This window comes from Salinirussus salinus (assembly GCF_009831455.1).
In the GTDB taxonomy this organism is placed as follows: domain Archaea; phylum Halobacteriota; class Halobacteria; order Halobacteriales; family Haloarculaceae; genus Salinirussus; species Salinirussus salinus.
Window position 1 is genome coordinate 611,746 of sequence record NZ_WOWO01000001.1, and the last position, 22,964, is coordinate 634,709.

Genomic DNA, 22,964 nt, shown 5'->3' on the forward strand with positions numbered 1-22,964 from the left:
GCGCTCACAGCCCCGGGGGCGGCGGTCCGGAGTCGTTTTATCTACGCCCTTCCAAGCGACCGCGAGCGAGTGCACGTGGCCCGAACAAAGGATCCGCCGGACCCGGCGGAGAAAGCGACGGTTGCCGACGGGATCCCCGCGGACGCACGGGAGTCAGACCTTCTCGTCGTCGGCCCGACCCTCAGCGACAAGGACCGCATCGCCTTCGACGTGCTCGCCGAGTCCTGGGCGGCCGGCTCGGCCCCGTTCGCGGTCACGGCCACGGACCCCGCCCCGCAGTTCCGGGCCCGGTTCGAGCCGTTCGTCCCGGCCGGGAGGGACGTCGAGGAGGTGTACGTCATCGACTGTACCGAGGCCGGACAGCCGGAGGCGGAGGCCGACCGGGGAGGCTGTTCCGTGGCGTCGCCGGTCGACCTGACCGGGGTCTCGGTCTGTCTGTCGAAAGGCTACGACGAACGCGGGAGTCCCGGAGGGCGTCGGGTGCTGGTCGACAACCTCTCGACGCTGCTCATCTACTCCGACATCGAACGCGTCTACCGGTTCACGTCGACGGTCACCAGCAACGTGTCCGAGGTCGGGGACGCGACCGTCCAGCTGCTCGATACCGACGCCATCGACGCCGAGGACAAGAACAGGCTGTTCCAGCTGTTCCCGACCGTCGTCGAGGTCCGGCCGGACGCGGACGCGACGCTGTTCAGGGTGCGCGGGACCGCACGGACGGGATGGTACGAGTACCAGCCCCGGGAGGGGCGGCGATGAGGGCGCTGCTCGACTACCTCTCGCAGTACGTGCGGACCCTGACGGTGTACGGGTTCGCGGGCTCCGAGAAGCAACTGACGGAGCTCGCCGACTGGCTCGACGGCTACGGAGTCCACCTCCAGACCGTCGAGACCGACGGGTCGGGGCCGGGGAACGTGGCCGTCCTCCACCGCGACAGCGAGGTGCTCGGCGCCTGTACCGTCGAGGGCCTGCTCGCGCGGGCCGACATCGGGGCCGAGACCGGCGACGAGGGTGAGCCGGCGCTCGACATCCTCTCGCAGTTCCCCGCGGAGGTGGTCGTGAAACGGGGCCTGTCGGTGACGGAGATGGTCCGCGTCTCCAGGGAGTACGAGCGCCGGGCGCTGCGGGAGGGGGCGGGCACGCTCCACGCCGGCTTCCAGCAACTCTCGCAGATCGCCGGGTCGGAGCAAACGATGGAGACGTACGCCGCACTCGTGGACGCCGGCGTCGACGCCTACGTCTACGGCTACCCGGACACCGGGCTCGAGAACCCCCCGTTCACCGTCGTCGAGGACCGCCAGCGGGACCTGGAGCGGTACTGGTTTCTCCTGTACGACGGGGGCGGGAACCCCCACCGGACGGCGGCGCTCGTCTCCGAGGAGTGTCTGACCGACGAGACGGGCGGGGACGCCGACGGGGCTCCCGGCGGTCCGGCCGGGAGCTACGACAGCTACTTCACGACCGCCCCCGAGGTCGTGGCGGACCTGTTCGACCTGGCCGACGAGGAACACGGCGACCTCCTCCGTCTCTCGGCGTAGAGACAGGTCTCGTCCCCGCATGTCCGTGTCTGTGCCGCCCGGCCCCGGCTGCGGGCTCCCGAGGCCGCGCCGAACGCTCGGTGGCGCGCTCGTCGCGCCCGCGGGAAACACAAGCGGCAGGAGTCACGACCCACTCACAGCCGGCGGTCGTCGACCGCCTCCGACCGGATGGCAGCCGCCGCGGCCTCGTCGGCCCGCCTGACGAGTTCCGCCTCGAGGGTCGCCGGCTCGACGGTCGTCCGGGGGGTGTGCGAGAGCACGATGTGGGCGAGTTCGACCGGCAGCCCCGCCCGCGCGACGACGTGGACGCCGTAGTAGGGGTGGCCCAGCAGGTCGTAGACCGGCGTCGGTTCCATCCCGTCGAACTCCGCCAGCTTGCTGACGTCGTGGACGAGCGCGCCCGCGACGACGGTGTCAAGCGAGAGCGCGAGGGCCCGCCGGTCGGCCAGCGTCTCCGCCAGCGCGAGCGCGCACTCCGTCACGTCCCGGACGTGGTCGACCAGCCGGGCCTCCTCCAGGCCGAGCTCGCGCTGTGTCGGCGGCAGCCACGGCACCGCGGCGAGGTCGTCCACGCCGTTCTCCGCCATGGCCGTCGCCCAGGCCCGGACCACGCCGGCCCGGAGGTCGCCGTCCTCGACCGCTTCCAGTTCGGGAAAGGCCGCCCGGACCGTCTCCTCGGTCATGTCCTCCTTCCCGTCCCGGCCGGTGAAATGTCTGGCGCGGGGCCGTTCGCGCCGGGGGACAGCCGGCCGAGGGACCGGACACGACCCAGGCGTGCGAGTCGGTCACGTGGTAGCGGCAAAAACGGACCCTTTTTACGTTCGGACGGGGGAGTAATCGGCACAGTCTAGTGGCGGGACGTGGAAGCGTCACGGCATGACTGTCAGCGTGCTCGTGCCGTCGTCTCTCACCAGGGAGGCCGAGGACAAACGCGAGGCGACTCGCAAACTCGGCTACGTGGCCCGTGCGGCCGCGGTCTTCCGGGTGGACCGGTTGACGGTGTTTCCGGACCCCGACGGGGAACGGAAGCTGGACGGCGGGTTCGTCGAAACCGTGCTGCGGTACGCCGCGACGCCGCCGGAGCTCCGAAAGGAGGTCTGGGGAACGCGGGACGAACTGGAGTACGCGGGCGTCCTGCCGCCGCTCCGTATCCCGACACGGACCGGCTCCGGATCCGAGGGTTCGGGGTCGTTAAGACAGGGAATCGTGACCGAGGTCGGTCCTGATGGGCGCGTGCGGGTCAATTGCGGACTGCAACACCCCATCTCCCTTCCGGTCCCCTCCAGCATGGAGGCACCCGGGCAGGGGGAGCGCGTCACCGTCAGGGTCTCTTCGCGAGAACCGGTCCGCGCGAAACTCGTCGAGGCCCCCACACCGGGCTTCGAGGTGGAACGTGCGGACCTTGCTCCGGCACTCGCGCGCGAGGACGCCGGGCTCGCCGTCGCTGCGTCGCGACACGGCGAGCACCTCCGGGTGTCCCGTCTCGACGAGCTCGTCGAGGGGATCCGGGAGGGCGGCGAGCCGTCACTGACGGTCGCCTTCGGCGCCCCCGAGCGCGGGCTGCCGGCCATCCTCGGTGTCGACCCAGCGGGGGTCGGCGCCGGGCGCGGAGAGGCCGCGAGCGACGAACACGGGTTCGACCTCTGGCTGAATACGGTTCCAAACCAGGGAAGCGAGGTGGTCCGCACGGAGGAAGCCGTCTGGGCCACGCTCGCGACGCTGACCCTCAGGAGATAAGCATGCCACAACCAAACCGACCACGGAAAGGCTCACTGGGCTTCGGCCCGCGTACGCGCGCGGCCAGCGAGACCCCGCGGTTCAACAGCTGGCCCGACGACGACGGCGGGCCGGGACTGCAGGGGTTTGCCGGCTACAAGGCCGGCATGAGTCACGTCGTTATGATAAACGACGAGCCCGACTCCCCGCGGGAGGGGATGGAGGAGACCGTCCCGGTGACGGTCGTCGAGACCCCCCCGATGCGGGTCGTCGCGCTGCGAGCCTACGAAGACACGCCGTACGGACAGCGTCCGCTGACGGAGGTCTGGACCGACGAGTTCCACCCGGAGCTCGACCGGGCCCTTGACCTGCCGGAGGATTCGAACCCGGACGCTGCAGAGGAACAGATCTACGACGCACTCGCCGACGGTCGCCTGGCGGACCTGCGTGCGGTGACGCACACGGTCCCCGGCGACCTGCCCGGCGTGCCCAAGAAACGCCCGGACGTCATGGAGAACCGCGTGGGCGGCGGGAGCCTCGAGGACCGCCTAGAACACGGGCTGGAGCTGCTCGAGGACCGCACCTACGAGGCGACCGACGTCTTCCGCGCCGGCCAGTACGCCGACGTGGCGGGCATCACGAAGGGCAAGGGCACCCAGGGCCCCGTCAAGCGCTGGGGCGTCCAGAAGCGCAAGGGCAAACACAAACGCCAGGGATGGCAGCGCCGCATCGGCAACCTCGGGCCGTGGAACCCCTCGCGCGTGCGCTCGACGGTCCCCCAGCAGGGGCAGACCGGCTACCACCAGCGGACCGAACTCAACAAGCGCCTCGTCGACCTCGCGGAGGGCGACACGACGGTCGACGGCGGCTTCGTCAACTACGGCGACGTCGACGGCGCCTACGCGCTGGTCAAGGGCTCGGTCCCGGGGCCGGAGAAGCGCCTGGTCCGCCTGCGACCGGCAGTGCGACCGAACGACCAGCCGCGCCTCGACCCCGAGGTGCGCTACGTCTCGACGGCATCGAACCAAGGCACATGAACACGACAGTACACGACCTGGACGGCGAGGAAGCCGGGGAACTCGAACTCCCCGGGGTCTTCGAGACCCCCTACCGCCCGGACCTGATCCGGCGGGCCGTGCTGGCCGCCCAGGCAAACCGGAAACAGGACTACGGCACAGACGAGTACGCCGGCCTGCGGACGCCCGCCGAGTCCTTCGGCAGCGGCCGCGGCCAGGCCCACGTCCCCCGCGAGGGCGGCCGGGCCCGGCGCGTGCCGCAGGCGGTCGGGGGCCGACGCGCCCACCCGCCCAAGACCGAGAAGGACCGCTCGCTCTCGATCAACGACAAGGAGCGCCAGAAGGCGGTCCGGTCGGCCATCGCGGCCACCGCGGACCCCGAAGTGGTCGCCGAGCGCGGCCACGCCTTCGACGAGGACGTCTCCTTCCCGGTGGTCGTCTCGGACGACTTCGCGGACCTGGAGAAGACCAGGGAGGCCGTCGAGGCACTCGAGGCGCTGGGCGTCCACGCGGACGTCGAGCGCGCCGAGGAGCGGACGGTCAAGGCCGGTCAGGGGTCGGCCCGCGGCCGGAAGTACCGCCGCCCGAAGTCGGTGCTGGTCGTGACGACCGGCGAGCCCTCGCGGGCCGCCCGCAACCTCGCGGGCGCGGATGTCGCGACCGCCCGCGAGGTCAACGCGGAGGACCTTGCACCAGGTACCCACGCCGGCCGGCTGACGGTCTACACCGAATCCGCCGCCCAGGAGGTTGGTGAACGATGACTACCGTCGCACGCACGGCGCGCGACGACGTCCTCGTTCTCACCGGAGGTGAGAAACGATGACAGTCAAGTACCCACACGTCACCGAGAAGGGCGTCGACAAGATGGACTTCCAGAACAAGATGCAGTTCATCGTCGACCTCGACGCCACGAAAGACGAGATCGCGGCGGCCGTCGAGGAGCGCTTCGACGTGACCGTCGAGGGCGTGACCACGCAGGTCACCCCCGACGCCGAGAAGAAGGCGGAGGTACAGCTCTCGGAGGACGACGACGCACAGGAGATCGCCTCCAGGATCGGGGTGTTCTGAGATGGGACGACGCATCCAGGGCCAACGGCGCGGCCGCGGCTCGCCCACGTTCCGGGCGCCGTCGCACCGCTACAAGGCCGACCTCTCGCACCGCACCGTCGAGGACGCCGACGTCGTCTCGGGGACGGTCGTCGACATCGAACACGACCCCGCCCGGTCGTCGCCGGTCGCGGCCGTCGAGTTCGAGGACGGCGACCGCCGGCTCGTGCTCGCGCCCGAGGGGATCGGCGTGGGCGACCGGCTGCAGGTCGGCGTCTCGGCGGCCATCGAGCCGGGCAACACGCTCCCGCTGGCGGAGATCCCGGAGGGCGTGCCCGTCTGTAACGTCGAGGCCAACCCCGGTGACGGCGGGAAGTTCGCCCGCGCCTCGGGAGTCAACGCGACGCTGATGACCCACGAGCGCAACGTCACCGTGGTTCAGCTACCGAGCGACGAGGTCAAGCGCCTTGACCCGCAGTGCCGGGCGACGATCGGCGTGGTAGCCGGCGGCGGCCGGACGGAGAAGCCGATGGTCAAGGCCGGCAACAAGCACCACAAGATGCGGGCCCGGGGCACGAAGTGGCCCAACGTCCGCGGCGTGGCGATGAACGCCGTCGACCACCCGTTCGGGGGCGGCGGCCGCCAACACCCGGGCCGTCCCAAGTCGGTTTCGCGGGACGCCGCCCCCGGCCGGAAGGTCGGGGACATCGCCTCGCGCCGGACCGGTCGCGGAGGTGACAACTAATGAGTTCCGTCGCACGCGAAGCGCGCGACGACCTCATGAGTTTCACCCGAGGTGAAAACGAATGAGTTCAGACTACCAGATCGGCCACGAGGGAGAGTTTACCTACCGTGGTCACACGCTCGAGGAGCTGCAGGAGCTGAGCGTCGAGGAGGTCGCGGAACTGCTGCCCGCACGCATGCGGCGAACCATCGAACGCGGCCTGTCCGTCGAGCACGAGAAACTGCTCGAGAAGGCCCGCGACGCGGAGCCGGAGGAGACGGCCGACAACCCGATCCGGACCCACCTGCGCGACATGCCGGTGCTGCCGGAGATGGTCGGGCTGACCTTCGCGGTCCACACCGGGCAGAGCTTCGAGCGCGTCGAGGTCGAGCCGGAGATGGTCGGCCACTACCTCGGGGAGTTCCAGCTCACGCGGACGTCGGTCGAGCACGGACAGGCCGGCATCGGAGCGACACGCTCCTCGAAGTTCGTGCCACTCAAATAACATGGGAATCAGCTACTCAGTCGACGCCGACCCGGCGACCACCGCGAAAGCGATGCTCCGGGAGCGGCAAATGAGCTTCAAGCACAGCAAGGCCCTGGCCCGGGAGATCAAGGGAAAAACCGCCGGCGAGGCGGTCGAGTACCTCGAGGCGGTCATCAACGAGGAGCAGTCGGTCCCGTTCCGCCAGCACAACTCCGGGGTCGGTCACCGGTCGGACATCGACGGCTGGGACGCCGGCCGCTACCCACAGAAGGCCAGCGAGGCCTTCCTCGACCTGCTGGAGAACGGCATCGGCAACGCCGAACACCAGGGCTTCGACGGGGAGTCGATGCAGGTCATGCACGCCGCCGCCCACAAGGTCGGCGAGACACAGGGCCGGCGGCCCCGCGCGATGGGCCGGGCCAGCCCGTGGAACACCGACGAGGTGGACGTGGAACTCGTCCTCGAAGAACAGGAGGGTGAGTGATGGCCGACGAACAGCAGTTCATCGAGGACGGTCTCCAGCGCACCCAGATAGACGAGTTCTTCGCCGACGAACTCGGCCGGGCGGGCTACGGCGGCATGGAGGTCGCCAAGACGCCCATGGGGACCCAGATCGTCCTCAAGGCCGAGAAGCCCGGCATGGTCATCGGCAAGGGCGGGAAGAACATCCGGAAGATCACCGACACACTCGAAACCGAATTCGAGCTTGAGGACCCCCAGGTCGACGTCCAGGAGGTCGACGAGCCGGACCTGAACGCCAGGATCGTCGCCGACCGGCTGGCCAACGCCCTGGAGCGGGGCTGGTACTTCCGGAAGGCCGGCCACACCACCATCGACCGGATCATGGAGTCGGGCGCGCTGGGCGCGGAGATCGTCCTCTCCGGCAAGGTGACCGGGGCGCGCTCCCGCGTCGAGAAGTTCAACCGCGGCTACATCAAGCACAACGGCGAACCGGCCGAGGACATCGTCGACCACGGCCAGGGCGTCGCGGTGATGAAACTCGGCACCATCGGCGTGGACGTGAAGATCATCCCGCCGGGCGCCGACCTGCCCGACGACTTCCAGATCTACGAGGACGTCGAGGTCGAGGACTACGTCGCCGACGCCGAAGGGCTGGAGGAAGTGCTGGCCGGCGAGCCCGAGAACGGCGAGGGCGAGGAGCCCGCCGTCGGCGCGCCGCCGGAGAGCGACACCGAGGCCGAGGACGGCGAGGCGGAGTCCGTCGAAGAGGAGATCATCGAGGAAGCTGCCGAGGCAGACGCCGAGGAGTTCGAGGACCCCGACGTCCCCGACGAGAGCGATGTCGAGGAGGACCTGGAGGACCTCGATGCGGCCGTCGAGGAGGAACTCGACGAGGACGCCGAGGCCGAAGCCGAGGAGCTGATGGAGGAGATGGACGAGGATGCGGACGAGGAGGGTGATGCCTGATGGCGATCCTCCACGCCGACGAGATCCGCGACATGACGCCGGCCGAGCGCGAGGCCGAACTCGAGGACCTCGAGACCGAGCTCCTCAACGAGCAGGCGGTCAAGGCCGCGGGCGGGATGCCCGAGAGCCCCGGCCGCATCAAGGAGCTCCGCCGGACGATCGCGCGGATCAAGACGATCCAGCGGGAAGAAGGCGATCTCGACAGCGAGGAAAGCGAGGCGAGCGCATGATGGCACTCGACCCCGCCACGCTCCCGCGACACGAACTCGTCGGCCTCCGCGTGGAGGTCGTCGAGGCGACGGACCCCGGGCTCGTCGGCATCGCCGGCGAAGTCGTCCGGGAGACCGCCAACACGCTGGGCATCGAGCCCTCGCGGAACGGGCGGGTTCGGCAGGTACCGAAGGAGGCAGCGACCTTCCGCTTTACACTCGAGGACGGCCAGCGGGTCGTCGTCGAGGGCGAGCGGCTGGTCGCGCGGCCGGCAGAACGAACGGAACGACGAGGCGATTCGACATGGCGCTAGGACTGAACGTACAACAGCCGGAGGAGGCCTGCGACGACCAGAACTGTCCGTTCCACGGGGGACTCTCCGTGCGCGGGCAGACGCTGGTCGGCGAGGTCGCCTCCACAGACATGGACAAGACCGTCGTCGTCGAACGCGAGTACGACGTCAAGGTACCGAAATACGACCGGTACATGAAGCGGCGCAGCCGGGTTCCGGCACACGCGCCGCCCTGTCTCGACCTCGCGGTCGGCGACACGGTCACGATAGCAGAGACACGACCGCTCTCGAAGACGAAATCCCACGTGGTAGTGAGCATCGAGGGAGGTGACGAGTGATGGAGGCGCTCAACGCCGACGTCACCCAGGGCCTGGAGAAGGGCTCGCTGGTGACGTGTGCGGACAACACGGGCGCACGCGAGCTGAAGATCATCTCCATCGCCGGCTACTCCGGTACCCACAACCGCCACCCGAAGGCGGGGCTGGGCGACAAGGTGACCGTCTCGGTGACGAAGGGCACCCCGGAGATGCGCCGGCAGGTGCTCGAAGCAGTGGTGGTCCGCCAGCGCAAGCCGATCCGGCGGCCCGACGGCACCCGCGTGAAGTTCGAGGACAACGCCGCCGTCATCGTCGACGAGAACGAGGACCCCCGTGGCACCGAGCTCCGGGGCCCCATCGCTCGCGAGGTGGCAGAGCGGTTCGGAAGCATCGCGTCAGCGGCAACGATGATCGTATGACAGAGCAACCAGCCAAACAGCGGAAACGACAGCGAACGGCGCCGCTGCACGAGCGCCACGAGCAGGTCCGTGCCACCCTCTCCGATGACTTGCGGGAGGAGCACGACCAGCGCAACGTGCGCGTCAACGAGGGCGACACCGTCGAGGTGCTGCGCGGCGACTTCGCCGGCGAGGAGGGCGAGGTCATCGACGTCGACCTGAAGGACGCCACGGTGAGCGTCGAGGACGTCACCCAGGAGGCGGCGGACGGGGAGGAAGTGCCCCGCCCGCTCGATGCGAGTAACCTCCGGGTGACGAACCTGGACCTCTCGGACGACCGGCGCGAGCAGCGGCTCGATTCGGAGGAGAAAAGCGCATGAGCAACCATCAGAAACGCCTCTCGGCACCCGACGCATGGCCCGTTGAGCGCAAGACCGAGACCTTCACCGTCAAGGCCGACGCCGGCCCGCACGGCGAGGCGGGGGTTCCCCTGCTCGTCGTCCTGCGGGACGTGCTCGGCTACGTCGACAGCCGCAAGGAGGCCCGGTACGCGCTCAACCAGGACAACGTCGTCATCAACGGCGACCCCGTCAACGACGAGGAGCGCCCGGTCGGGATGTTCGACATCCTGGCCTTCGACGAGCGTGAGGAGTTCTACCGGGTGTTCCCGGGCGAGGGCGGTCGGCTCGCGCTGACCCCCATCGACGCCGACGCTGCGGAGTCCAAACTGGGCAAGGTCGTCTCCAAGCGCAACGTCCCCGGCGGCGACGTACAGCTGACGCTGCACGACGGCGAGACGCTACTCGTCGACGACGGGACAGAGTACGACGCCGGCGATTCACTCGTGGTCGCCAACGACGACGGCTCGGTCGTCGCCCACTTCGAGTTCGAGGAGGGCGCGCTCGTGACCGCCGTCGACGGCGCACACTCCGGGGAGATCGGCCGGGTCGAGGAGGTCGTGGTGACCCCCGGGAGCGCCCCGAACAACGTCATCGCGAGCCAGGACGACGTTCCCGGCGTCTCCGGCGACGGCTTCGAGACCGTCGCGGAGTACGTCGTCGTCATCGACGAGAACTTCATCGAGGGTGCCGACGAGGACGACGAGGCTGCTGAAGAAGAAGCGGCCGACGCCGGCACCGACGACGAAGACGAGGGAGGTGACGACGAATGAGCAGCGAAAGTGAGGATAGCGCGGACTTCCACGAGATGCGCGAGCCGCGCATCGAGAAGGTCGTCGTCCACATGGGCGTCGGCCAGGGCGGCCGCGACCTCGGCAACGCCGAGGAGATCCTCGCGGAGGTGGCGGGCCAGCAGCCGGTCCGGACCACGGCAGACCGGACGCTGCAGGCGTTCGACATCCGCGAGGGCGACCCCATCGGCGCGAAGGTAACCCTTCGCGGCGCCGAGGCCCACGACTTTCTGGAGACGGCGCTGCCGCTCGCGGAGCTCTCGCGGTCGCAGTTCGACGAGACGGGCAACGTCAGCTTCGGAGTCGAGGAACACACCGACTTCCCGAGCCAGGAGTACGACCCGACGACGGGCATCTACGGGCTGGACGTGACGGTCAACCTCGTCCGGCCGGGCTACCGCGTCGCCAAGCGGGACAAGGCGACCCGCCAGATCCCCTCGGGCCACCGGCTCGACCCCGAGGACGCCGCCCGGTACATCGAGACGACCTTCGACGTGGAGGTGAGCGAATGAGCGAATCAGAGGAGGACACCGACGCCGCCTACGACACCGGCGAGCAGGCAGCCAAACGCACCGAACAGCTCCGCGAGTGCCAGCGCTGTGGCCGCGAGCAGGGACTGGTCGGCAAGTACGACATCTGGCTGTGTCGACAGTGCTTCCGCGAGGTGTCCCGGAGCATGGGCTTCAAGAAATACTCATGACAGGAACGGACCCACTCGCCAACGCGCTGTCGGCGCTGAACAACGCCGAGAGTGTCGGGCACTTGACACAGGAAGTATCGCCCGCTTCGAACGAGATCGGGAGCGTGCTCGAGGTCTTTTACGACCGCGGGTACATCGACGGGTTCCAGCTCGTCGAGGACGGCACGACCGAGCAGTTCGAGGTCGAACTGAAAGGCGCGATCAACGAATGTGGCCCCGTCAACCCCCGCTACTCCGCGGGTGCCGACGAGTTCGAGAAGTGGGAGAAGCGGTTTCTCCCGGCCCGCGACTACGGGACGCTCGTCGTCACGACCTCGCATGGCATCATGAGCCACTACGAGGCCCGCGAGCAGGGGATCGGCGGCCAGGTCATCGCATACGTATACTAATGCCACGAGTCACACTCCAGACCCCCGAGGACGTGAGCGCCGAGATGGACCATCTCGAGCTCACCGTCGAGGGACCGGAAGGGAGCGTTACCCGTCGGCTGTGGTACCCCGACGTCTCCGTCGCGGTCGATGGCGGCGAGGTCGTCATCGAGAGCGACGCCGACGACGCCAAGACCATGTCCACGCTGGGGACCTTCGAGAGTCACGTCCGGAACATGTTCCACGGCGTGACCGAGGGCTGGGAGTACGAGATGGAAGTCTTCTACTCCCACTTCCCGATGCAGGTCACCGTCGAGGGCGACGAGGTCGTCATCGAGAACTTCCTCGGCGAGACCGCCCCGCGGCGGACCGAGGTCCACGGCGACACCGACGTCGAGGTCAGCGAGGAGCGGATCACGCTCCGAGGCCCCGACATCGAGGCCGTCGGACAGACCGCAGCCGACATCGAACAGCTGACCCGCGTCCAGGAGAAGGACGTCCGGGTCTTCCAGGACGGCGTCTACATCACGAACAAACCGAACCGGGGTGACGCCTGATGAGCGACGAGGACGCCGAGGAACTGACCTCGGTCGCCGGCGTCGACGAGGAGACCGCCGAGGCGCTCCGCGAGGCCGGCTACGAGACCGTCGCGGACCTGGCCGCCGCGAGCACCGACGACCTCTCCGAGGTCGAGGGCATCAGCACGGCCCTGGCCGCCCGGATCGAGGCCGACGTCGGCGAGGTCGAGGTCGACGAAGACGTCGAGGCCGAGGAAGTCGAAGACGAGGCTGAGGAGGCCGAGACGGAGGCCACAGCGGAAGACGAAGCAGACGACGAGTCGGACGCCGCCGGTGAAGACGATGAAGAGGAACCCGACGGGGCCGAGGACGACGAGGGGCCGGAGGTCGAGGACCTGACCGACATCAGCGGCGTCGGCGACGCGAAGGCGGAGACGCTTCGCGAGGCCGGCTACGGGACCGTCGAGGACGTCCGCGCCGCGAGCCAGGACGACCTGGCCGACGTCGACGGCGTCGGGATGGCGCTGGCCGCCCGGATCAAGGCCGACGTCGGCGACCTCGAAGTCAGCGAGGAGGTCGAGGCCGAGGTCGAGGACGAGACCGAACCCGAGGAGGAGGGCGTCGAGACGGAACTGCGCCCCCGCGGCCTGGTCGACAAGACGCCGGACCTGGACGAGAACGCGGAGCGGCTGCTCGCCCAGCGCCGCCGGGTCTCCAAGCCGAAGTTCAACCGCCAGGACCACCACAAGAAAAAGCGGGTGTCGACCTCCTGGCGCCGACCCCGCGGCCAGCTCTCCAAGCAGCGCCGCGGCATCAAGGGCAAAGGCGACACCGTCCAGGCGGGCTTTCGCTCGCCGGAGGCGGTGCGTGGCCTGCACCCCTCGGGCTTCGAGGAGGTGCGGGTCCACAACGTCGACGACCTCGAGGGCCTCGACGGCGACCGGGAAGCGGTGCGGATCGCCTCCAAAGTCGGCGGCCGCAAGCGCGAGCGCATCGAGGACGAGGCCGAGGAACGCGGCATCCGCGTCCTGAATCCCACCTACGAGGAAGTGGAGGTGGAGGGATGACGGACCTGAGCGCACAGAAGCGGCTGGCCTCGGACGTACTGGATGTCGGCAAGAACAAGGTCTGGTTCGACCCCGAACGCCAGGGCGACATCGCGGAGGCGATCACCCGCGAGGACGTCCGCGAGCTGGTCGACGAGGGCGCGATCCGCGCCGACGAGCCCGAGGGTAATTCCCGTGGCCGGGCCCGCGAGCGCCAGCAGAAACGCGCCTACGGCCACCAGACAGGCCCCGGCTCCCGGCGCGGCAAGGCCGGCGCCCGCCAGGACCCCAAGGGTGACTGGCAGTCCCGGATCCGGGCCCAGCGCGAGCGGCTCAAGGAGCTGCGCGACGGGGGCGACCTCGAGCGGAGCGCCTACCGGGACCTCTACGACAAGGCAGGCGGCGGGGAGTTCGACTCCGTCGCGGACATGGAGCGGTTCATCGACGAGAACTACGGTGATACATAATGGCAACAGGACCACGCTACACGGTACCCTTGCGGCGTCGCCGCGAGGGCCGGACGAACTACCATCAGCGGTTGCGCCTGCTGAAATCCGGCAAACCGCGGCTGGTCGCTCGGAAGAGCAACCAACACGTCAGGGCGCAGCTGGTGACCACCGGCCCCCAGGGCGACAACACGATAGCGAGTGCAGTGTCGAGTGACCTCGAGGAGTACGGCTGGGAGGCACCCACCGGAAACATGCCCGCGGCCTACCTGACCGGCCTGCTGGCGGGGAAACGCGCCATCGAGGCCGGCCTCGAGGAGGCGGTGCTCGACATCGGGCTGAACTCCCCGACGCCGGGGAGCAAGGTCTTCGCAGTACAGGAAGGTGCGATCGACGCCGGGCTGGAGATCCCCCACAACGACGACGTGCTGGCCGACTGGTCCCGGACCCGCGGCGAGCACATCGCCGAGTACGCCGAAAGCGAGGGGGGGCTCTACGGCGGCGACTTCGACGCGACCGACCTGCCCGACCACTTCGACGAGACACGCGAACGACTCATGGAGGAACTATGAGCGCAGACGGCTGGGAACCGCAGACGCGGCTGGGCCGAAAGGTCGCAGACGGCGAGATCGACACGATGCAGGACGCGCTGAACGCCGGCCTGCCGCTGAAGGAACCCGAACTGGTCGACCAGCTCGTCCCCGACCTGGAGGACGAAGTACTCGACATCAACATGGTCCAGCGGATGACCGACTCCGGACGGCGCGTGAAGTTCCGCGTCGTCGTCGTCGTCGGCAACCGCGACGGCCTGGTGGGCTACGCCGAGGGGCGCGACGACCAGGTCGGCGGTGCGATCCAGAAGGCCATCGAGATCGGGAAGCTGAACCTGATCGACGTCTCCCGGGGCTGTGGCTCGTGGGAGTGTGGCTGTGGCCGCCCGCACACGGTCGCGCTTCGGACGACCGGCAAGGCCGGCTCCGTGGAAGTCGAGCTCCAGCCGGCCCCGCGCGGGCTCGGGCTCGCGGGCGGGGAGACCGTCCGCAAGGTGCTCGAACTCGCCGGGATCGAGGACATCTGGACCCGCTCGTCGGGCAACACCCGAACCACCGTGAATTTCGCGAAGGCGACGTTCAACGCCCTCCGGAAGACGGCCGAGGCCCGGGTGCCCCAGCGAGCCTTCGAGGAGCGCGAGGTGATCGAATGAAGGCCGTCGTCCAGCTGCGGGGCGAGGTCGACGTCAGCGGCGACGTCGTCGACACCCTCGAAATGTTGAACGTCGGCCGGGTCAACCACGCGACGCTGGTGCCCGAGACCCCGACCTACGAGGGGATGGTCACGAAGGTCAACGACGTGGTCGCCCACGGCGAGCCAAGCGCCGACGTGGTCGCCGAACTGCTGCGCCGGCGGGGCGACCCCGCGGAGGGCACCGCAGAGGTCGACGACGAGTGGGTCGCCGACAACACCGACTACGACGACGTCGACGCGCTGGCGGCGGCGCTCGTGGCGGAGGAGACCACCCTGCAGGAGCAGGGGCTCTCGCCGACGCTGCGCCTGCACCCGCCGCGTGGCGGCCACGACGGTATCAAGAAGTCCGTGGTCGAGGGCGGCCAGCTCGGCCCCCACGACACCGAGGCGATCGACGGCCTGCTGGAGGCGATGCGATAATGACAAACAAGAAAAAGCGACAGCGCGGCTCGCGAACCCACGGCGGCGGCTCGCACAAGAACCGGCGCGGTGCCGGCCACCGCGGCGGCCGCGGGGCTGCCGGCCGCGACAAACACGAGTTCCACAACTACGAGCCGCTCGGCAAGTCCGGCTTCTCCCGGCCCGAGAAAGTGAAGGAGGACGTGGCGACGGTCGACGTCCGCGAGCTCGACGAGGACGCGGCCGTCCTGGCCGCCGAGGGGGTCGCGGAGGAGACCGGCTCGGGCTACCGGGTCGACGCCCGTGACGTCGTCGAGGACGGCCACGAGGCCGACGTGGTGAAGGTGCTCGGAGCCGGCCAGGTCCGCGGCGAACTCGAGGTCGTCGCCGACGCCTTCTCCGAGACGGCCCGCGAGAAGCTCGAGAGCGCCGGCGGCACGGCCGAACTCTCGGCCCGCGGCGAGGAGCGCGCCGAGGCCGAAGCCGAAAGCGATACCGACGAGGAATCCGAGACACAGTAACGATGAGCTGGAAGGACACCGCCGAACCGGTACTCACCCGGATGCCGTCCGTCCGGCGGCCGGAGGGACACGTCCCTTTCAAGCGCAAGCTGGGATGGACCGCGGGCATCCTGGTGCTGTATTTCTTCCTGACGAACGTCTTCCTCTTCGGCCTCCAGGGCCAGGGGAGCGAGGTTTTCGGTCAGTTCCGGTCGATTCTCGCCGGCGGCCAGGGGACGATCCTGCAGCTGGGGATCGGCCCCATCGTCACGGCGAGCATCGTGCTCCAGTTGCTCGGCGGTGCCGACCTGCTCGGGCTGGACACACAGAACAACCCCCGCGACCAGGTGCTCTACCAGGGCCTCCAGAAGCTGCTGGTGGTCGTGATGTGTATCCTGACGGGCCTGCCGATGGTCTTCGCCGGCGACTTTCTGCCGGCGAGTGACGCCGTCGCGGCCTCGCTGGGTATCGGCGAGTTCGGTGTCCAGTGGCTGATGTTCGCCCAGATCTTCGCGGGCGGGCTCCTCATCCTCTTCATGGACGAGGTCGTCAGCAAGTGGGGCGTCGGCTCGGGGATCGGTCTCTTCATCATCGCCGGCGTCAGCCAGAGCCTGCTCGGCGGGATCTTCCAGATACCCGGGATAACGGCCGCAGCGGGCGCCGAACCGGGCATCCTCACAACCTGGGTCGGGATCATCACCGGCGCGGTCTCGTTCCCGCCGATCCTGACGCCGTCGGGGATCAACGCCCTGCTCATCGGGGCCGGGAACATCGTCCCGATCCTGACCACCGTCGGCATCTTCGTGGTGGTCGTCTACGCCGAGTCCGTCCGCGTCGAGATCCCCCTCTCGAACACTCGTGTGAAGGGGGCCCGCGGCCGGTACCCGGTCAAGCTCATCTACGCCAGCGTCCTGCCGATGATCCTCGTCCGGGCGCTGCAGGCCAACATCCAGTTCCTCGGCCGGATCCTGAACGCACAGCTGGGCGGCCTGCCGGCCTGGCTGGGTCAGTACACCAACGGCCAGGCGACCGCCGGGCTGTTCTACTACCTCCGGCCGATACGCAATCCGGGCGACTGGATGTGGTTCGCCGGCGGGGGCGGTGGCCACTCGCCGGTCGAGATCATGGCGCGGGTCGGAGTCGACCTGACGTTCATGGTCATCGGGGGTGCTATCTTCGCCATCTTCTGGGTGGAGACCACGGACATGGGACCCGATGCGACGGCCCAGCAGATCCACAACTCCGGGATGCAGATCCCCGGGTTCCGCCAGAACGTCCGCTCGATCGAGCGGGTGCTCGAGCAGTACATCCCGCAGGTGACGGTCATCGGCGGGGCGCTGGTCGGGCTGCTTGCGGTGATGGCGAACATGCTCGGTACCATCGGCGGCGTCTCCGGAACCGGGCTGCTGCTGACGGTGTCGATCACTTACAAGATCTACGAGGAGATCGCCGAAGAGCAGCTCATGGAGATGCACCCCATGATGCGCCAGATGTTCGGCTAACCGGGTTCTCGTTCCAGCTGTCCGGATCCCCTCTTTCTGCTTTCCGGCACTGTTTGAGCTGCTCGCCTCCGAACCGCCCCTCCACCGCCGGATCCCCTCTCACGCCGGCTCGGGAGTCGGATTCAGGTCGTCCTTCGTGTCACTCGGCATCTGTCTCGGTACCGGATACCTACGCGTTGTCGCCCACTCCCGGGCTCGCTACTGACGGGAATGGAGTGGTTAATATGGGACGCCCGTCTGCGGACGCACTGCAGCGCCACGGATGAGAGAACCGAGACACGCGACGGTTATACGGAGGCTGAACGGTAACGCGAACGAACCCGAGTCGCCCGACCGACGATGGTAGGGGCTGACTTCCGCCGGGGAGAGCGGACCGGCGAGGTGTACGACCCTGCAGGGACCGGTGGCCCATGGAGATACTGACCGCAGTCGTCGTCGCCGGCCTGGCCTGGCACGCTATCCTCATCGGCGCCATCTACGTCTTCGACCTCGGCGGCGGGGACGGGATCCCGCCGAAGGTCCCCGAACAGGAGATCCTGGACGAGGGTACCTACAGACGGGAGTTCCGGGAGGACCACCCCGCTCGCGCCGAGGAATCCGGGAGCGACTGAGCCGCCGGGCCGCGTCGCGGCCCGGTCCGGTTCCGGCGGACCGGGGTCCGCACCGAACAGGCAACGACTGCCAGGTCGGTCCGTCCGGTCACGCCGGCGGTCAGAAGTACTCTCTGAGATAGACCGTCTCGGGCGGGAACAGCGCGCCGAGCGTCCCGGCTGTCCCGCCGTCGGCACCGAGACTGTCGGTCCGGTCGAGTTCGGCGGCGGACCGGAATCCGACGTAGAGCTGGCTGAGCGCACCGATACCGAGGCTGACGTCCGCACTCGCTCCACCATCGTCGAGCCAGCGACACTCCCCGGTCCCGCCGTCGACACGTAGCTCGAGGAGCCCGTCGTTCCAGGGTGCGTGCCGGTCGGTCACTGCCAGCCGGAGGGTGGCGGCCACGTCCTCGGGATAGGACAGCGCCTCGAGTGCGTGCTCGACGTCGACGACGCGGACCTGGGGTCCCGGCGAGACGGTACAGTCGACGGCTTCGGGGTCGTCGACCAGCGAGAACAGCGACCGCTCGTCCTCTCGGTAGAGTACCACCTCCTCGACCTGTGAGTCGTGGTCGGCGAGCAGCCCCAGGATCCGGCGGTAGGCTCCGTGGTCCCGGAAGGCCAGGTCGGAGACGCGGAGCTGTGTACCCCCGTTCTCGACGGTGTAGGCGACGTAGCCGTCGACCCGACCCTCCCGTTCGACGGCGTAGACGTATCGCTTCCCGCCGCCCAGCGAGCGGAACACGCGGCGACGCCACCACTCCCCGTCCCGCCGCAGCGTCAGGTTCCGGTCGGCGCCGTGGGCCTCGTGGACGCCCTGCAGCTGCCCCCACTCCTCGGGGCCGACCCGACGTGCGGTGCCGTCGGCACCACGGGCGGGCGCGAGCGCCGCCGGCGGGCAGGCATAGCGCACAGAGGTGTTCGACAGCGCCCAGCCGAACTGCCGGTAGTAGGCGTGCTCGAACGGCCAGAGGGCAGCGAGCGGGTACTCCCCGCGCCACCGCTGCAGGGCGTCCTCGACGAGCGTCCGCCCGAGTCCCTCCCGGCGGTGTTCCGGCGGCGTCGCGACGGCGGCGAGGCCGGTCATCGGCAGCCAGTCCTCGCGGACGCGGGCGCTGAAGTCGTGGTGGATGCAGACGCTCCTCAGCTCGCCGGCCTCGAAGACGCCGAACTTCCGGCCGAGCATCCGTGGCGTCTCCTCGGGCGAGTCGTAGCTCGTCGGGCCGCGTACGGCGTCGAAGGCGTAGTCGACGAACTCCTGGAACCGGGCCCGGTGTTCGTCGCCGAGTTCGCGGACTGTCCGCTCGGGCATACCCCCTACTGGTAGCGGTCCCCACGAATAGGTTCCGGCGGAACTTGGTCCGTTCCGACGTACTTATGTTTCCGATGGGTTTCTCCCCGGGTGGGTACGACAGTACTGATCCTGCCAACCCACTTGTCGTACCTCTCTGTGCCTGGAGAGCGGCCGTACCGTCTTGCACCCTCACTCGACAGTCCGGTCCGCAGGCTGCTGCGCCCTCACTCGACGGCGCCGTCCTCGCGGAGCCGGTCGACCTCTTCGGGAGTCCGGTCGAGGTGTTCGGTCAGCACCGCGTCGGTGTGCTCGCCCAGTTGCGGCGGGCCCGACCGGACCGAGGTGTCGGCATCCGAGAAGTGAAGCGGGTGGCCGTGCAGCGTCACCTCGCCGATCTCGTCGTCCTCGTACTCGAAGACGTAGTCGCGTGCGCGGGCCTGCGGGTGCTCGACCACGTCGCTGACCCGGTTGAGCGGGCCGTTGGGAAAGCCCATCTCGTCGAATATCTCGCGCCACTCCGCCGTGGTCTTCTCCCTGAGCTTGGGGCGGATGACCGCCATCAGCTCTGCGTAGTGCTCCTGACGGAGCCGCTGGGAGTCGTACTCCAGCAGGTGGTCGGCGTCCTCCAACACCTCGGTGACAAAGCGCTCCCACGACCCCTGGCCGGTGACGCTCAACACCATGTGGCCGTCGGCGGTCTCGAACAGTTCGTAGGGGACGCCCGTCTGGTGGCGGGTGCCGTAGGGAGTGGGGTCCTCGCCGGTGATCCCGTAGCGGGTGATGTACTCCTCCATGAAGGAGACGATAGTCCCGAAGAGGTTGGTCTCGACCTTCTGGCCGCCCGTCTCACCCTCGCCCGCCCCGGCTGTCGGTTCGCGTGCCCGCTCGCGCTCGTAGAGCGCGGTGAGAACCCCGAGGAGGGCGTAGAGGCCGCTCCCGATGTCGCCCAGCGCCTGCCCGAGCTTGACCGGCTGGCCGTCCTCCGGCCCGGTGACGCTCATGATCCCGCCCTCGGCCTGCATCACGAGGTCGACCCCGCGGCGGTCGCTGTCGGGCCCTTCCTCGCCGTACCCCTTGACCGAGGCGTAGACCAGGTCGGGGTTGACCTCCTCGGTCAGGTACTCGTAGCCCAGGCCGAACTCCTCCATCACGCCGAGGCTGTAGTTCTCGACGAGGACGTCCGCGTCCGCGACGAGGTCCTCGACGACCTGTCGACCCTCCTCGTGTTTGAGGTTGACCGCGATGCTCTTCTTGTTGCGGTTGCGGGCGATGAAATTGACGCCCATGCCCCCCTGCTCGGGGTGGCTGTGCCGTTCCGGGTCGCCGACGCCCGGCCGCTCGACCTTGATGACTTCCGCGCCGAGTTCGCTCAGGATCTGCGTGCACCACGGCCCCGCCCGGTACCGCGAGAAGTCGACCACAGTGAGATGACCCAGGGGTTCGTCTGCCATACGCCTCCCGAACGCCGCCCCGGCATTAAAATCCCCGCGGGCTGCCGGGACCGGGTCGACCGGTTAGAACGAGTCGATGACGGGGATACCGACCGTCCCGAAGTCGGTCATCGCCTCCAGTTTCTCGTTGACTTCAGGCAGGTCGACCGTCTCGCTGACGACCGCGCTGGGCTGGAGTTTGCCGGTCGCGGTCATCCGGAAGATCTCGTCGTAGCGGGTCGGCGGCATCCCGAGCGAGCCGATGAACTCGATCTCCTGCATCACGATGGCGTCGGTCGGCAGCGCGACCATGCCCTGTTCCTCCTGTGTCGTCAGGCCGATCTGGACGTGCTGGCCGCGGTTGCCGAGGCTGAGCACGGAGTTGCGACAGGTCTCGGCGACCCCCAGCGCGTCGACCGAGACGTCCGCGTCGTCGCCGATGGCCTCCCGCACGGCGGCGGGCACGTCGTCTGTTTCGCTCGCGTTGACCCGCGCGCTCGCTCCCAGGGACTCGGCCCTGTCGAGTTTCTCGTCCATCAGGTCCACCGCGACGACGTTGGCGCCGAGCGCGTCGGCGATGTGGACCGCCGACAGCCCGATCCCCCCACACCCGTGGACGGCAACCCAGTCGCCCGCGCCGACGTCCGCCCGGTGGGCCAGCGCGTGAAAGGAGGTCATGAACCGACAGCCAAGCCCCGCCATGTCGACCGACGAGACGCCGTCGGGCAGCTCGACGAGGTTGTGCCCCGCGCTCGGGACGTGAACCTCTTCGGCGAAGGCGCCCGGCGCCTCCTCGACGAACCCCAGGGGCAGCCCGTTCTCGCAGGTGTTCGAGTACCCGTTGCGACACTCTGGGCAGGAGCCGTCGCCGAGGTTGAACGGGACGGCGACGTGGTCGCCCTCGCTGACCCCCTCGACGTCCTCACCGACCTCCACCACCCGACCCGCGGGTTCGTGGCCGAGGATCTGGCCCGGCTGTGTCCGGATGTCGAGCCACTCCCAGTCGCCCTGCCAGCCGTGCCAGTCCGACCGGCAGATCCCGCAGGCTTCCAGTTCCACGACCGCCCCGTCCGGCGCCGCCGACGGGGCGTCGACGTCGGTGATGTCGAGCGGTTCGCCGTGCTCCTCGAGAACTGCTGCGCGCATAGCGACTTGATCCACGGTAACAACCCACATAATCTTTTCTGATGACAGCTCCCGGTAGCCCGGGACACGCTCGGGGACCTCCACCGAGGCAGGGATTTAGGACCACCCCGGCCGTTCGGCGGGCCATGAGCGGCACGATAGAGTCCGAGGTCGACGGTCAGGTCTGTACGGTCACCATCGCGAACGAGGGCAAGCGCAACGCGATGGACTTCGAGATGGCCGAGGAGCTGACGGCCACTTTCGAGGCCCTGGAGGAGCGCGAGGAGCCCACGGTGGCCGTCCTCCGGGGGGCCGGCGAGCAGGCGTTCTGTGCGGGTTTCGACCTCGACGTCGACCGCAGCGAGACGCCCAAGGACTTGAAACGGCGCTGGCCGGAGATGACCGACACTATCGAGGGATACTCCTACCCCGTCGTCGGGATGATAAACGGCGACACCTACGGTGGCGGGGTCGAGATCGCCGCGGCCTGTGACATCCGGCTGGGCGCCAGCGACGCCCGCTTTGCCGTCACCCCCGCGAAGATCGGGCTGGTCTACGGCGGCCGCGCTATCCACCGGATCATGCGCCTCGTCGGACCGGCGAAGACCAAGGAGCTGCTGTTCACCGCCGAGCCCATCGACGCCGAGCACGCCGCCGAGGTCGGCTTTCTCAACTACGTCCTCGACCGCGAGGACCTGGCCGAGCGCACGTACGACATGGCCGAGACCATCGCCGGCAACGCCCCCTTCTCGCTGCGCAAGATGAAACAGATCGTGGACATGATCCACGAGAAGGGACGCATCTCCGAGGCGGAGACGCGGTGGGTCGCCCGCGTCCGCGACCAGGCGTTCAACAGCCGGGACCACGCCGAGGGCGTCGCCGCCTTCCGGGAGGGCCGCGAGCCCGATTTCCAGGGCGAGTGAACCGAGCAGGATCCGAGGACTAACCCTTCCGGTCGGAGGGCGCGCGCTGTCGCGGCCTCGTGCCGCGACGATACTGCGCGAGGGATGAGCGACCGACCGCAGGGAGGGAGCGAATCGGTTGGGGAGGCGTGTGGTCTGCGTTGCGCAAACGGAGTGAGCGTAACGAGGGAGCGAGTAGCGCGGAGCGAAGCTCCGCGGACCATGCGAGCGGGCCTCCGGCCCGCGAGCAGACGGCGAAGCCGAGAACACAGGGCGGGACTGAAAGGGGCCGGAGGCTGCGGGAAGACGGCCGTTCACGGCGGCGTAGCCGCCGTGAGCTCGGGAGAGCGGAGCTCTCCCGGTGATGCAAGCACTGGACGGAGCGAACGAAGTGAGCGACGGAAGCGCGCAGCGAGGGCTTCGACCGCAGCCAGCGGGAGACCGGGGGTCTCCCGGGCAGTGGGGGGGGGGGGGGCCCCCCCCGCCCGGGGGGTTTCCGCGGGACCGGTGAAAGCCCCCCGCCCAAACCCACCC

At 69.0% G+C, this 22,964-nt stretch carries 33 protein-coding genes; 29 read left to right on the forward strand and 4 right to left on the reverse strand.

What is annotated here, in order from left to right; all coding sequences use genetic code 11:
* Window positions 1-75: 75 nt before the first annotated feature.
* Window positions 76-759: a DUF7504 family protein gene (locus GN153_RS03075; protein ID WP_159899658.1), complete on the forward strand. Its 684-nt coding sequence runs from the start codon at window positions 76-78 to the stop codon at window positions 757-759.
* A complete protein-coding gene (locus GN153_RS03080) occupies window positions 756-1,538 on the forward strand; it encodes a DICT sensory domain-containing protein (protein ID WP_159899660.1) in 783 nt (260 codons plus the stop codon). Before GN153_RS03075 ends, GN153_RS03080 begins: the two co-directional genes overlap by 4 nt.
* A 134-nt stretch (window positions 1,539-1,672) precedes the next feature.
* Here GN153_RS03080 and GN153_RS03085 read toward each other — a convergent pair whose 3' ends face one another.
* Window positions 1,673-2,221 (reverse strand): HD domain-containing protein, encoded by a 549-nt coding sequence (locus GN153_RS03085; RefSeq protein WP_159899662.1) that lies wholly within the window; start codon window positions 2,219-2,221, stop codon window positions 1,673-1,675.
* 193 nt (window positions 2,222-2,414) lie between these two features.
* Between GN153_RS03085 and GN153_RS03090 the strand changes: the two genes are divergently transcribed.
* From GN153_RS03090 to GN153_RS03215, 26 genes are all read left to right on the forward strand, one after another.
* Window positions 2,415-3,275 carry a putative RNA uridine N3 methyltransferase gene (locus GN153_RS03090; RefSeq protein WP_159899664.1) on the forward strand — a complete coding sequence of 287 codons (861 nt, stop codon included), beginning with the start codon at window positions 2,415-2,417 and terminating at the stop codon, window positions 3,273-3,275.
* Window positions 3,276-3,277: 2 nt separating this feature from the next.
* A complete protein-coding gene (locus GN153_RS03095) occupies window positions 3,278-4,291 on the forward strand; it encodes a 50S ribosomal protein L3 (protein WP_159899666.1) in 1,014 nt (337 codons plus the stop codon).
* Window positions 4,288-5,031 (forward strand): 50S ribosomal protein L4, encoded by a 744-nt coding sequence (gene rpl4p / locus GN153_RS03100; RefSeq protein WP_159899668.1) that lies wholly within the window; start codon window positions 4,288-4,290, stop codon window positions 5,029-5,031. Before GN153_RS03095 ends, rpl4p begins: the two co-directional genes overlap by 4 nt.
* Before the next feature lie 58 nt (window positions 5,032-5,089).
* Window positions 5,090-5,338 carry a 50S ribosomal protein L23 gene (locus tag GN153_RS03105; RefSeq protein ID WP_159899670.1) on the forward strand — a complete coding sequence of 83 codons (249 nt, stop codon included), beginning with the start codon at window positions 5,090-5,092 and terminating at the stop codon, window positions 5,336-5,338.
* Window position 5,339: 1 nt separating this feature from the next.
* Window positions 5,340-6,062 (forward strand): 50S ribosomal protein L2, encoded by a 723-nt coding sequence (locus GN153_RS03110; protein WP_159899672.1) that lies wholly within the window; start codon window positions 5,340-5,342, stop codon window positions 6,060-6,062.
* A 61-nt stretch (window positions 6,063-6,123) separates the two neighbouring features.
* The gene (locus tag GN153_RS03115) at window positions 6,124-6,546 is read left to right on the forward strand and encodes a 30S ribosomal protein S19 (protein WP_159899674.1); all 423 of its coding nucleotides are present in this window, start codon (window positions 6,124-6,126) and stop codon (window positions 6,544-6,546) included.
* Window position 6,547: 1 nt separating this feature from the next.
* On the forward strand, window positions 6,548-7,012 hold the full coding sequence (locus GN153_RS03120; RefSeq protein ID WP_159899676.1) for a 50S ribosomal protein L22: 465 nt from the start codon (window positions 6,548-6,550) through the stop codon (window positions 7,010-7,012).
* The gene (locus GN153_RS03125; RefSeq protein ID WP_159899678.1) at window positions 7,012-7,956 is read left to right on the forward strand and encodes a 30S ribosomal protein S3; all 945 of its coding nucleotides are present in this window, start codon (window positions 7,012-7,014) and stop codon (window positions 7,954-7,956) included. Before GN153_RS03120 ends, GN153_RS03125 begins: the two co-directional genes overlap by 1 nt.
* Window positions 7,956-8,186 carry a 50S ribosomal protein L29 gene (gene rpmC, locus GN153_RS03130; protein WP_159899680.1) on the forward strand — a complete coding sequence of 77 codons (231 nt, stop codon included), beginning with the start codon at window positions 7,956-7,958 and terminating at the stop codon, window positions 8,184-8,186. The genes GN153_RS03125 and rpmC overlap by 1 nt, the downstream gene beginning before the upstream one ends.
* Complete coding sequence (locus tag GN153_RS03135; RefSeq protein ID WP_159899682.1) at window positions 8,186-8,479, forward strand: ribonuclease P protein component 1; 294 nt, start codon at window positions 8,186-8,188, stop codon at window positions 8,477-8,479. The genes rpmC and GN153_RS03135 overlap by 1 nt, the downstream gene beginning before the upstream one ends.
* Window positions 8,470-8,796 (forward strand): 30S ribosomal protein S17, encoded by a 327-nt coding sequence (locus tag GN153_RS03140; protein ID WP_159899684.1) that lies wholly within the window; start codon window positions 8,470-8,472, stop codon window positions 8,794-8,796. The genes GN153_RS03135 and GN153_RS03140 overlap by 10 nt, the downstream gene beginning before the upstream one ends.
* Window positions 8,796-9,194, forward strand: coding sequence for a 50S ribosomal protein L14 (locus GN153_RS03145; RefSeq protein WP_159899686.1), 399 nt, complete (start codon window positions 8,796-8,798; stop codon window positions 9,192-9,194). Before GN153_RS03140 ends, GN153_RS03145 begins: the two co-directional genes overlap by 1 nt.
* Window positions 9,191-9,553, forward strand: coding sequence for a 50S ribosomal protein L24 (gene rplX / locus GN153_RS03150; protein WP_159899688.1), 363 nt, complete (start codon window positions 9,191-9,193; stop codon window positions 9,551-9,553). Before GN153_RS03145 ends, rplX begins: the two co-directional genes overlap by 4 nt.
* Window positions 9,550-10,344 (forward strand): 30S ribosomal protein S4e, encoded by a 795-nt coding sequence (locus GN153_RS03155; RefSeq protein ID WP_159899690.1) that lies wholly within the window; start codon window positions 9,550-9,552, stop codon window positions 10,342-10,344. Before rplX ends, GN153_RS03155 begins: the two co-directional genes overlap by 4 nt.
* Window positions 10,341-10,874, forward strand: a complete 534-nt coding sequence (locus tag GN153_RS03160) for a 50S ribosomal protein L5 (protein ID WP_159899692.1) — start codon at window positions 10,341-10,343, stop codon at window positions 10,872-10,874. The genes GN153_RS03155 and GN153_RS03160 overlap by 4 nt, the downstream gene beginning before the upstream one ends.
* Complete coding sequence (locus tag GN153_RS03165; RefSeq protein WP_159899694.1) at window positions 10,871-11,062, forward strand: 30S ribosomal protein S14; 192 nt, start codon at window positions 10,871-10,873, stop codon at window positions 11,060-11,062. Before GN153_RS03160 ends, GN153_RS03165 begins: the two co-directional genes overlap by 4 nt.
* Window positions 11,059-11,451 (forward strand): 30S ribosomal protein S8, encoded by a 393-nt coding sequence (locus tag GN153_RS03170; RefSeq protein WP_159899696.1) that lies wholly within the window; start codon window positions 11,059-11,061, stop codon window positions 11,449-11,451. Before GN153_RS03165 ends, GN153_RS03170 begins: the two co-directional genes overlap by 4 nt.
* A complete protein-coding gene (locus GN153_RS03175; protein WP_159899698.1) occupies window positions 11,451-11,987 on the forward strand; it encodes a 50S ribosomal protein L6 in 537 nt (178 codons plus the stop codon). The genes GN153_RS03170 and GN153_RS03175 overlap by 1 nt, the downstream gene beginning before the upstream one ends.
* Entirely contained in the window at window positions 11,987-13,015 is a 1,029-nt protein-coding gene (locus tag GN153_RS03180) for a 50S ribosomal protein L32e (RefSeq protein WP_159899700.1), read from the forward strand. Before GN153_RS03175 ends, GN153_RS03180 begins: the two co-directional genes overlap by 1 nt.
* Window positions 13,012-13,461 carry a 50S ribosomal protein L19e gene (locus GN153_RS03185; RefSeq protein ID WP_159899702.1) on the forward strand — a complete coding sequence of 150 codons (450 nt, stop codon included), beginning with the start codon at window positions 13,012-13,014 and terminating at the stop codon, window positions 13,459-13,461. The genes GN153_RS03180 and GN153_RS03185 overlap by 4 nt, the downstream gene beginning before the upstream one ends.
* Window positions 13,461-14,012, forward strand: coding sequence for a 50S ribosomal protein L18 (locus GN153_RS03190; RefSeq protein WP_159899704.1), 552 nt, complete (start codon window positions 13,461-13,463; stop codon window positions 14,010-14,012). Before GN153_RS03185 ends, GN153_RS03190 begins: the two co-directional genes overlap by 1 nt.
* Window positions 14,009-14,644, forward strand: coding sequence for a 30S ribosomal protein S5 (locus tag GN153_RS03195; protein WP_159899706.1), 636 nt, complete (start codon window positions 14,009-14,011; stop codon window positions 14,642-14,644). The genes GN153_RS03190 and GN153_RS03195 overlap by 4 nt, the downstream gene beginning before the upstream one ends.
* Entirely contained in the window at window positions 14,641-15,105 is a 465-nt protein-coding gene (locus GN153_RS03200; protein WP_159899708.1) for a 50S ribosomal protein L30, read from the forward strand. The genes GN153_RS03195 and GN153_RS03200 overlap by 4 nt, the downstream gene beginning before the upstream one ends.
* Complete coding sequence (locus GN153_RS03205; protein ID WP_159899710.1) at window positions 15,105-15,605, forward strand: uL15m family ribosomal protein; 501 nt, start codon at window positions 15,105-15,107, stop codon at window positions 15,603-15,605. The genes GN153_RS03200 and GN153_RS03205 overlap by 1 nt, the downstream gene beginning before the upstream one ends.
* A gap of 2 nt (window positions 15,606-15,607) precedes the next feature.
* Window positions 15,608-17,086 (forward strand): preprotein translocase subunit SecY, encoded by a 1,479-nt coding sequence (gene secY / locus GN153_RS03210; RefSeq protein WP_159899712.1) that lies wholly within the window; start codon window positions 15,608-15,610, stop codon window positions 17,084-17,086.
* A 410-nt stretch (window positions 17,087-17,496) separates the two neighbouring features.
* Window positions 17,497-17,697: a hypothetical protein gene (locus tag GN153_RS03215; protein ID WP_159899714.1), complete on the forward strand. Its 201-nt coding sequence runs from the start codon at window positions 17,497-17,499 to the stop codon at window positions 17,695-17,697.
* Between the two features lie 100 nt (window positions 17,698-17,797).
* On the opposite strand, the gene GN153_RS03220 is transcribed toward GN153_RS03215, so the two are convergent.
* The 3 genes from GN153_RS03220 to GN153_RS03230 form a co-directional block, all read right to left on the reverse strand.
* Entirely contained in the window at window positions 17,798-18,991 is a 1,194-nt protein-coding gene (locus GN153_RS03220; RefSeq protein ID WP_159899716.1) for a GNAT family N-acetyltransferase, read from the reverse strand.
* A gap of 206 nt (window positions 18,992-19,197) precedes the next feature.
* A complete protein-coding gene (locus tag GN153_RS03225; protein WP_159899718.1) occupies window positions 19,198-20,424 on the reverse strand; it encodes a CaiB/BaiF CoA transferase family protein in 1,227 nt (408 codons plus the stop codon).
* Between the two features lie 63 nt (window positions 20,425-20,487).
* Window positions 20,488-21,549, reverse strand: coding sequence for a zinc-dependent alcohol dehydrogenase family protein (locus GN153_RS03230; protein WP_159899720.1), 1,062 nt, complete (start codon window positions 21,547-21,549; stop codon window positions 20,488-20,490).
* Window positions 21,550-21,674: 125 nt separating this feature from the next.
* On the opposite strand from GN153_RS03230, the gene GN153_RS03235 reads away from it, so the two are divergent.
* Window positions 21,675-22,451, forward strand: a complete 777-nt coding sequence (locus tag GN153_RS03235) for an enoyl-CoA hydratase/isomerase family protein (RefSeq protein ID WP_159899722.1) — start codon at window positions 21,675-21,677, stop codon at window positions 22,449-22,451.
* Window positions 22,452-22,964 lie beyond the last annotated feature (513 nt).

What these genes read in the sequence shown, in the direction of transcription:
- GN153_RS03080 (WP_159899660.1), top strand. Translation starts at nt 756, where the DNA reads ATGAGGGCGCTGCTCGACTACCTCTCGCAGTACGTGCGGACCCTGACG.
- GN153_RS03085 (WP_159899662.1), bottom strand. Translation starts at nt 2,221, where the DNA reads ATGACCGAGGAGACGGTCCGGGCGGCCTTTCCCGAACTGGAAGCGGTC.
- GN153_RS03090 (WP_159899664.1), top strand. Translation starts at nt 2,415, where the DNA reads ATGACTGTCAGCGTGCTCGTGCCGTCGTCTCTCACCAGGGAGGCCGAG.
- GN153_RS03095 (WP_159899666.1), top strand. Translation starts at nt 3,278, where the DNA reads ATGCCACAACCAAACCGACCACGGAAAGGCTCACTGGGCTTCGGCCCG.
- rpl4p (WP_159899668.1), top strand. Translation starts at nt 4,288, where the DNA reads ATGAACACGACAGTACACGACCTGGACGGCGAGGAAGCCGGGGAACTC.
- GN153_RS03105 (WP_159899670.1), top strand. Translation starts at nt 5,090, where the DNA reads ATGACAGTCAAGTACCCACACGTCACCGAGAAGGGCGTCGACAAGATG.
- GN153_RS03110 (WP_159899672.1), top strand. Translation starts at nt 5,340, where the DNA reads ATGGGACGACGCATCCAGGGCCAACGGCGCGGCCGCGGCTCGCCCACG.
- GN153_RS03115 (WP_159899674.1), top strand. Translation starts at nt 6,124, where the DNA reads ATGAGTTCAGACTACCAGATCGGCCACGAGGGAGAGTTTACCTACCGT.
- GN153_RS03120 (WP_159899676.1), top strand. Translation starts at nt 6,548, where the DNA reads ATGGGAATCAGCTACTCAGTCGACGCCGACCCGGCGACCACCGCGAAA.
- GN153_RS03125 (WP_159899678.1), top strand. Translation starts at nt 7,012, where the DNA reads ATGGCCGACGAACAGCAGTTCATCGAGGACGGTCTCCAGCGCACCCAG.
- rpmC (WP_159899680.1), top strand. Translation starts at nt 7,956, where the DNA reads ATGGCGATCCTCCACGCCGACGAGATCCGCGACATGACGCCGGCCGAG.
- GN153_RS03135 (WP_159899682.1), top strand. Translation starts at nt 8,186, where the DNA reads ATGGCACTCGACCCCGCCACGCTCCCGCGACACGAACTCGTCGGCCTC.
- GN153_RS03140 (WP_159899684.1), top strand. Translation starts at nt 8,470, where the DNA reads ATGGCGCTAGGACTGAACGTACAACAGCCGGAGGAGGCCTGCGACGAC.
- GN153_RS03145 (WP_159899686.1), top strand. Translation starts at nt 8,796, where the DNA reads ATGGAGGCGCTCAACGCCGACGTCACCCAGGGCCTGGAGAAGGGCTCG.
- rplX (WP_159899688.1), top strand. Translation starts at nt 9,191, where the DNA reads ATGACAGAGCAACCAGCCAAACAGCGGAAACGACAGCGAACGGCGCCG.
- GN153_RS03155 (WP_159899690.1), top strand. Translation starts at nt 9,550, where the DNA reads ATGAGCAACCATCAGAAACGCCTCTCGGCACCCGACGCATGGCCCGTT.
- GN153_RS03160 (WP_159899692.1), top strand. Translation starts at nt 10,341, where the DNA reads ATGAGCAGCGAAAGTGAGGATAGCGCGGACTTCCACGAGATGCGCGAG.
- GN153_RS03165 (WP_159899694.1), top strand. Translation starts at nt 10,871, where the DNA reads ATGAGCGAATCAGAGGAGGACACCGACGCCGCCTACGACACCGGCGAG.
- GN153_RS03170 (WP_159899696.1), top strand. Translation starts at nt 11,059, where the DNA reads ATGACAGGAACGGACCCACTCGCCAACGCGCTGTCGGCGCTGAACAAC.
- GN153_RS03175 (WP_159899698.1), top strand. Translation starts at nt 11,451, where the DNA reads ATGCCACGAGTCACACTCCAGACCCCCGAGGACGTGAGCGCCGAGATG.
- GN153_RS03180 (WP_159899700.1), top strand. Translation starts at nt 11,987, where the DNA reads ATGAGCGACGAGGACGCCGAGGAACTGACCTCGGTCGCCGGCGTCGAC.
- GN153_RS03185 (WP_159899702.1), top strand. Translation starts at nt 13,012, where the DNA reads ATGACGGACCTGAGCGCACAGAAGCGGCTGGCCTCGGACGTACTGGAT.
- GN153_RS03190 (WP_159899704.1), top strand. Translation starts at nt 13,461, where the DNA reads ATGGCAACAGGACCACGCTACACGGTACCCTTGCGGCGTCGCCGCGAG.
- GN153_RS03195 (WP_159899706.1), top strand. Translation starts at nt 14,009, where the DNA reads ATGAGCGCAGACGGCTGGGAACCGCAGACGCGGCTGGGCCGAAAGGTC.
- GN153_RS03200 (WP_159899708.1), top strand. Translation starts at nt 14,641, where the DNA reads ATGAAGGCCGTCGTCCAGCTGCGGGGCGAGGTCGACGTCAGCGGCGAC.
- GN153_RS03205 (WP_159899710.1), top strand. Translation starts at nt 15,105, where the DNA reads ATGACAAACAAGAAAAAGCGACAGCGCGGCTCGCGAACCCACGGCGGC.
- secY (WP_159899712.1), top strand. Translation starts at nt 15,608, where the DNA reads ATGAGCTGGAAGGACACCGCCGAACCGGTACTCACCCGGATGCCGTCC.
- GN153_RS03215 (WP_159899714.1), top strand. Translation starts at nt 17,497, where the DNA reads ATGGAGATACTGACCGCAGTCGTCGTCGCCGGCCTGGCCTGGCACGCT.
- GN153_RS03220 (WP_159899716.1), bottom strand. Translation starts at nt 18,991, where the DNA reads ATGCCCGAGCGGACAGTCCGCGAACTCGGCGACGAACACCGGGCCCGG.
- GN153_RS03225 (WP_159899718.1), bottom strand. Translation starts at nt 20,424, where the DNA reads ATGGCAGACGAACCCCTGGGTCATCTCACTGTGGTCGACTTCTCGCGG.
- GN153_RS03230 (WP_159899720.1), bottom strand. Translation starts at nt 21,549, where the DNA reads ATGCGCGCAGCAGTTCTCGAGGAGCACGGCGAACCGCTCGACATCACC.
- GN153_RS03235 (WP_159899722.1), top strand. Translation starts at nt 21,675, where the DNA reads ATGAGCGGCACGATAGAGTCCGAGGTCGACGGTCAGGTCTGTACGGTC.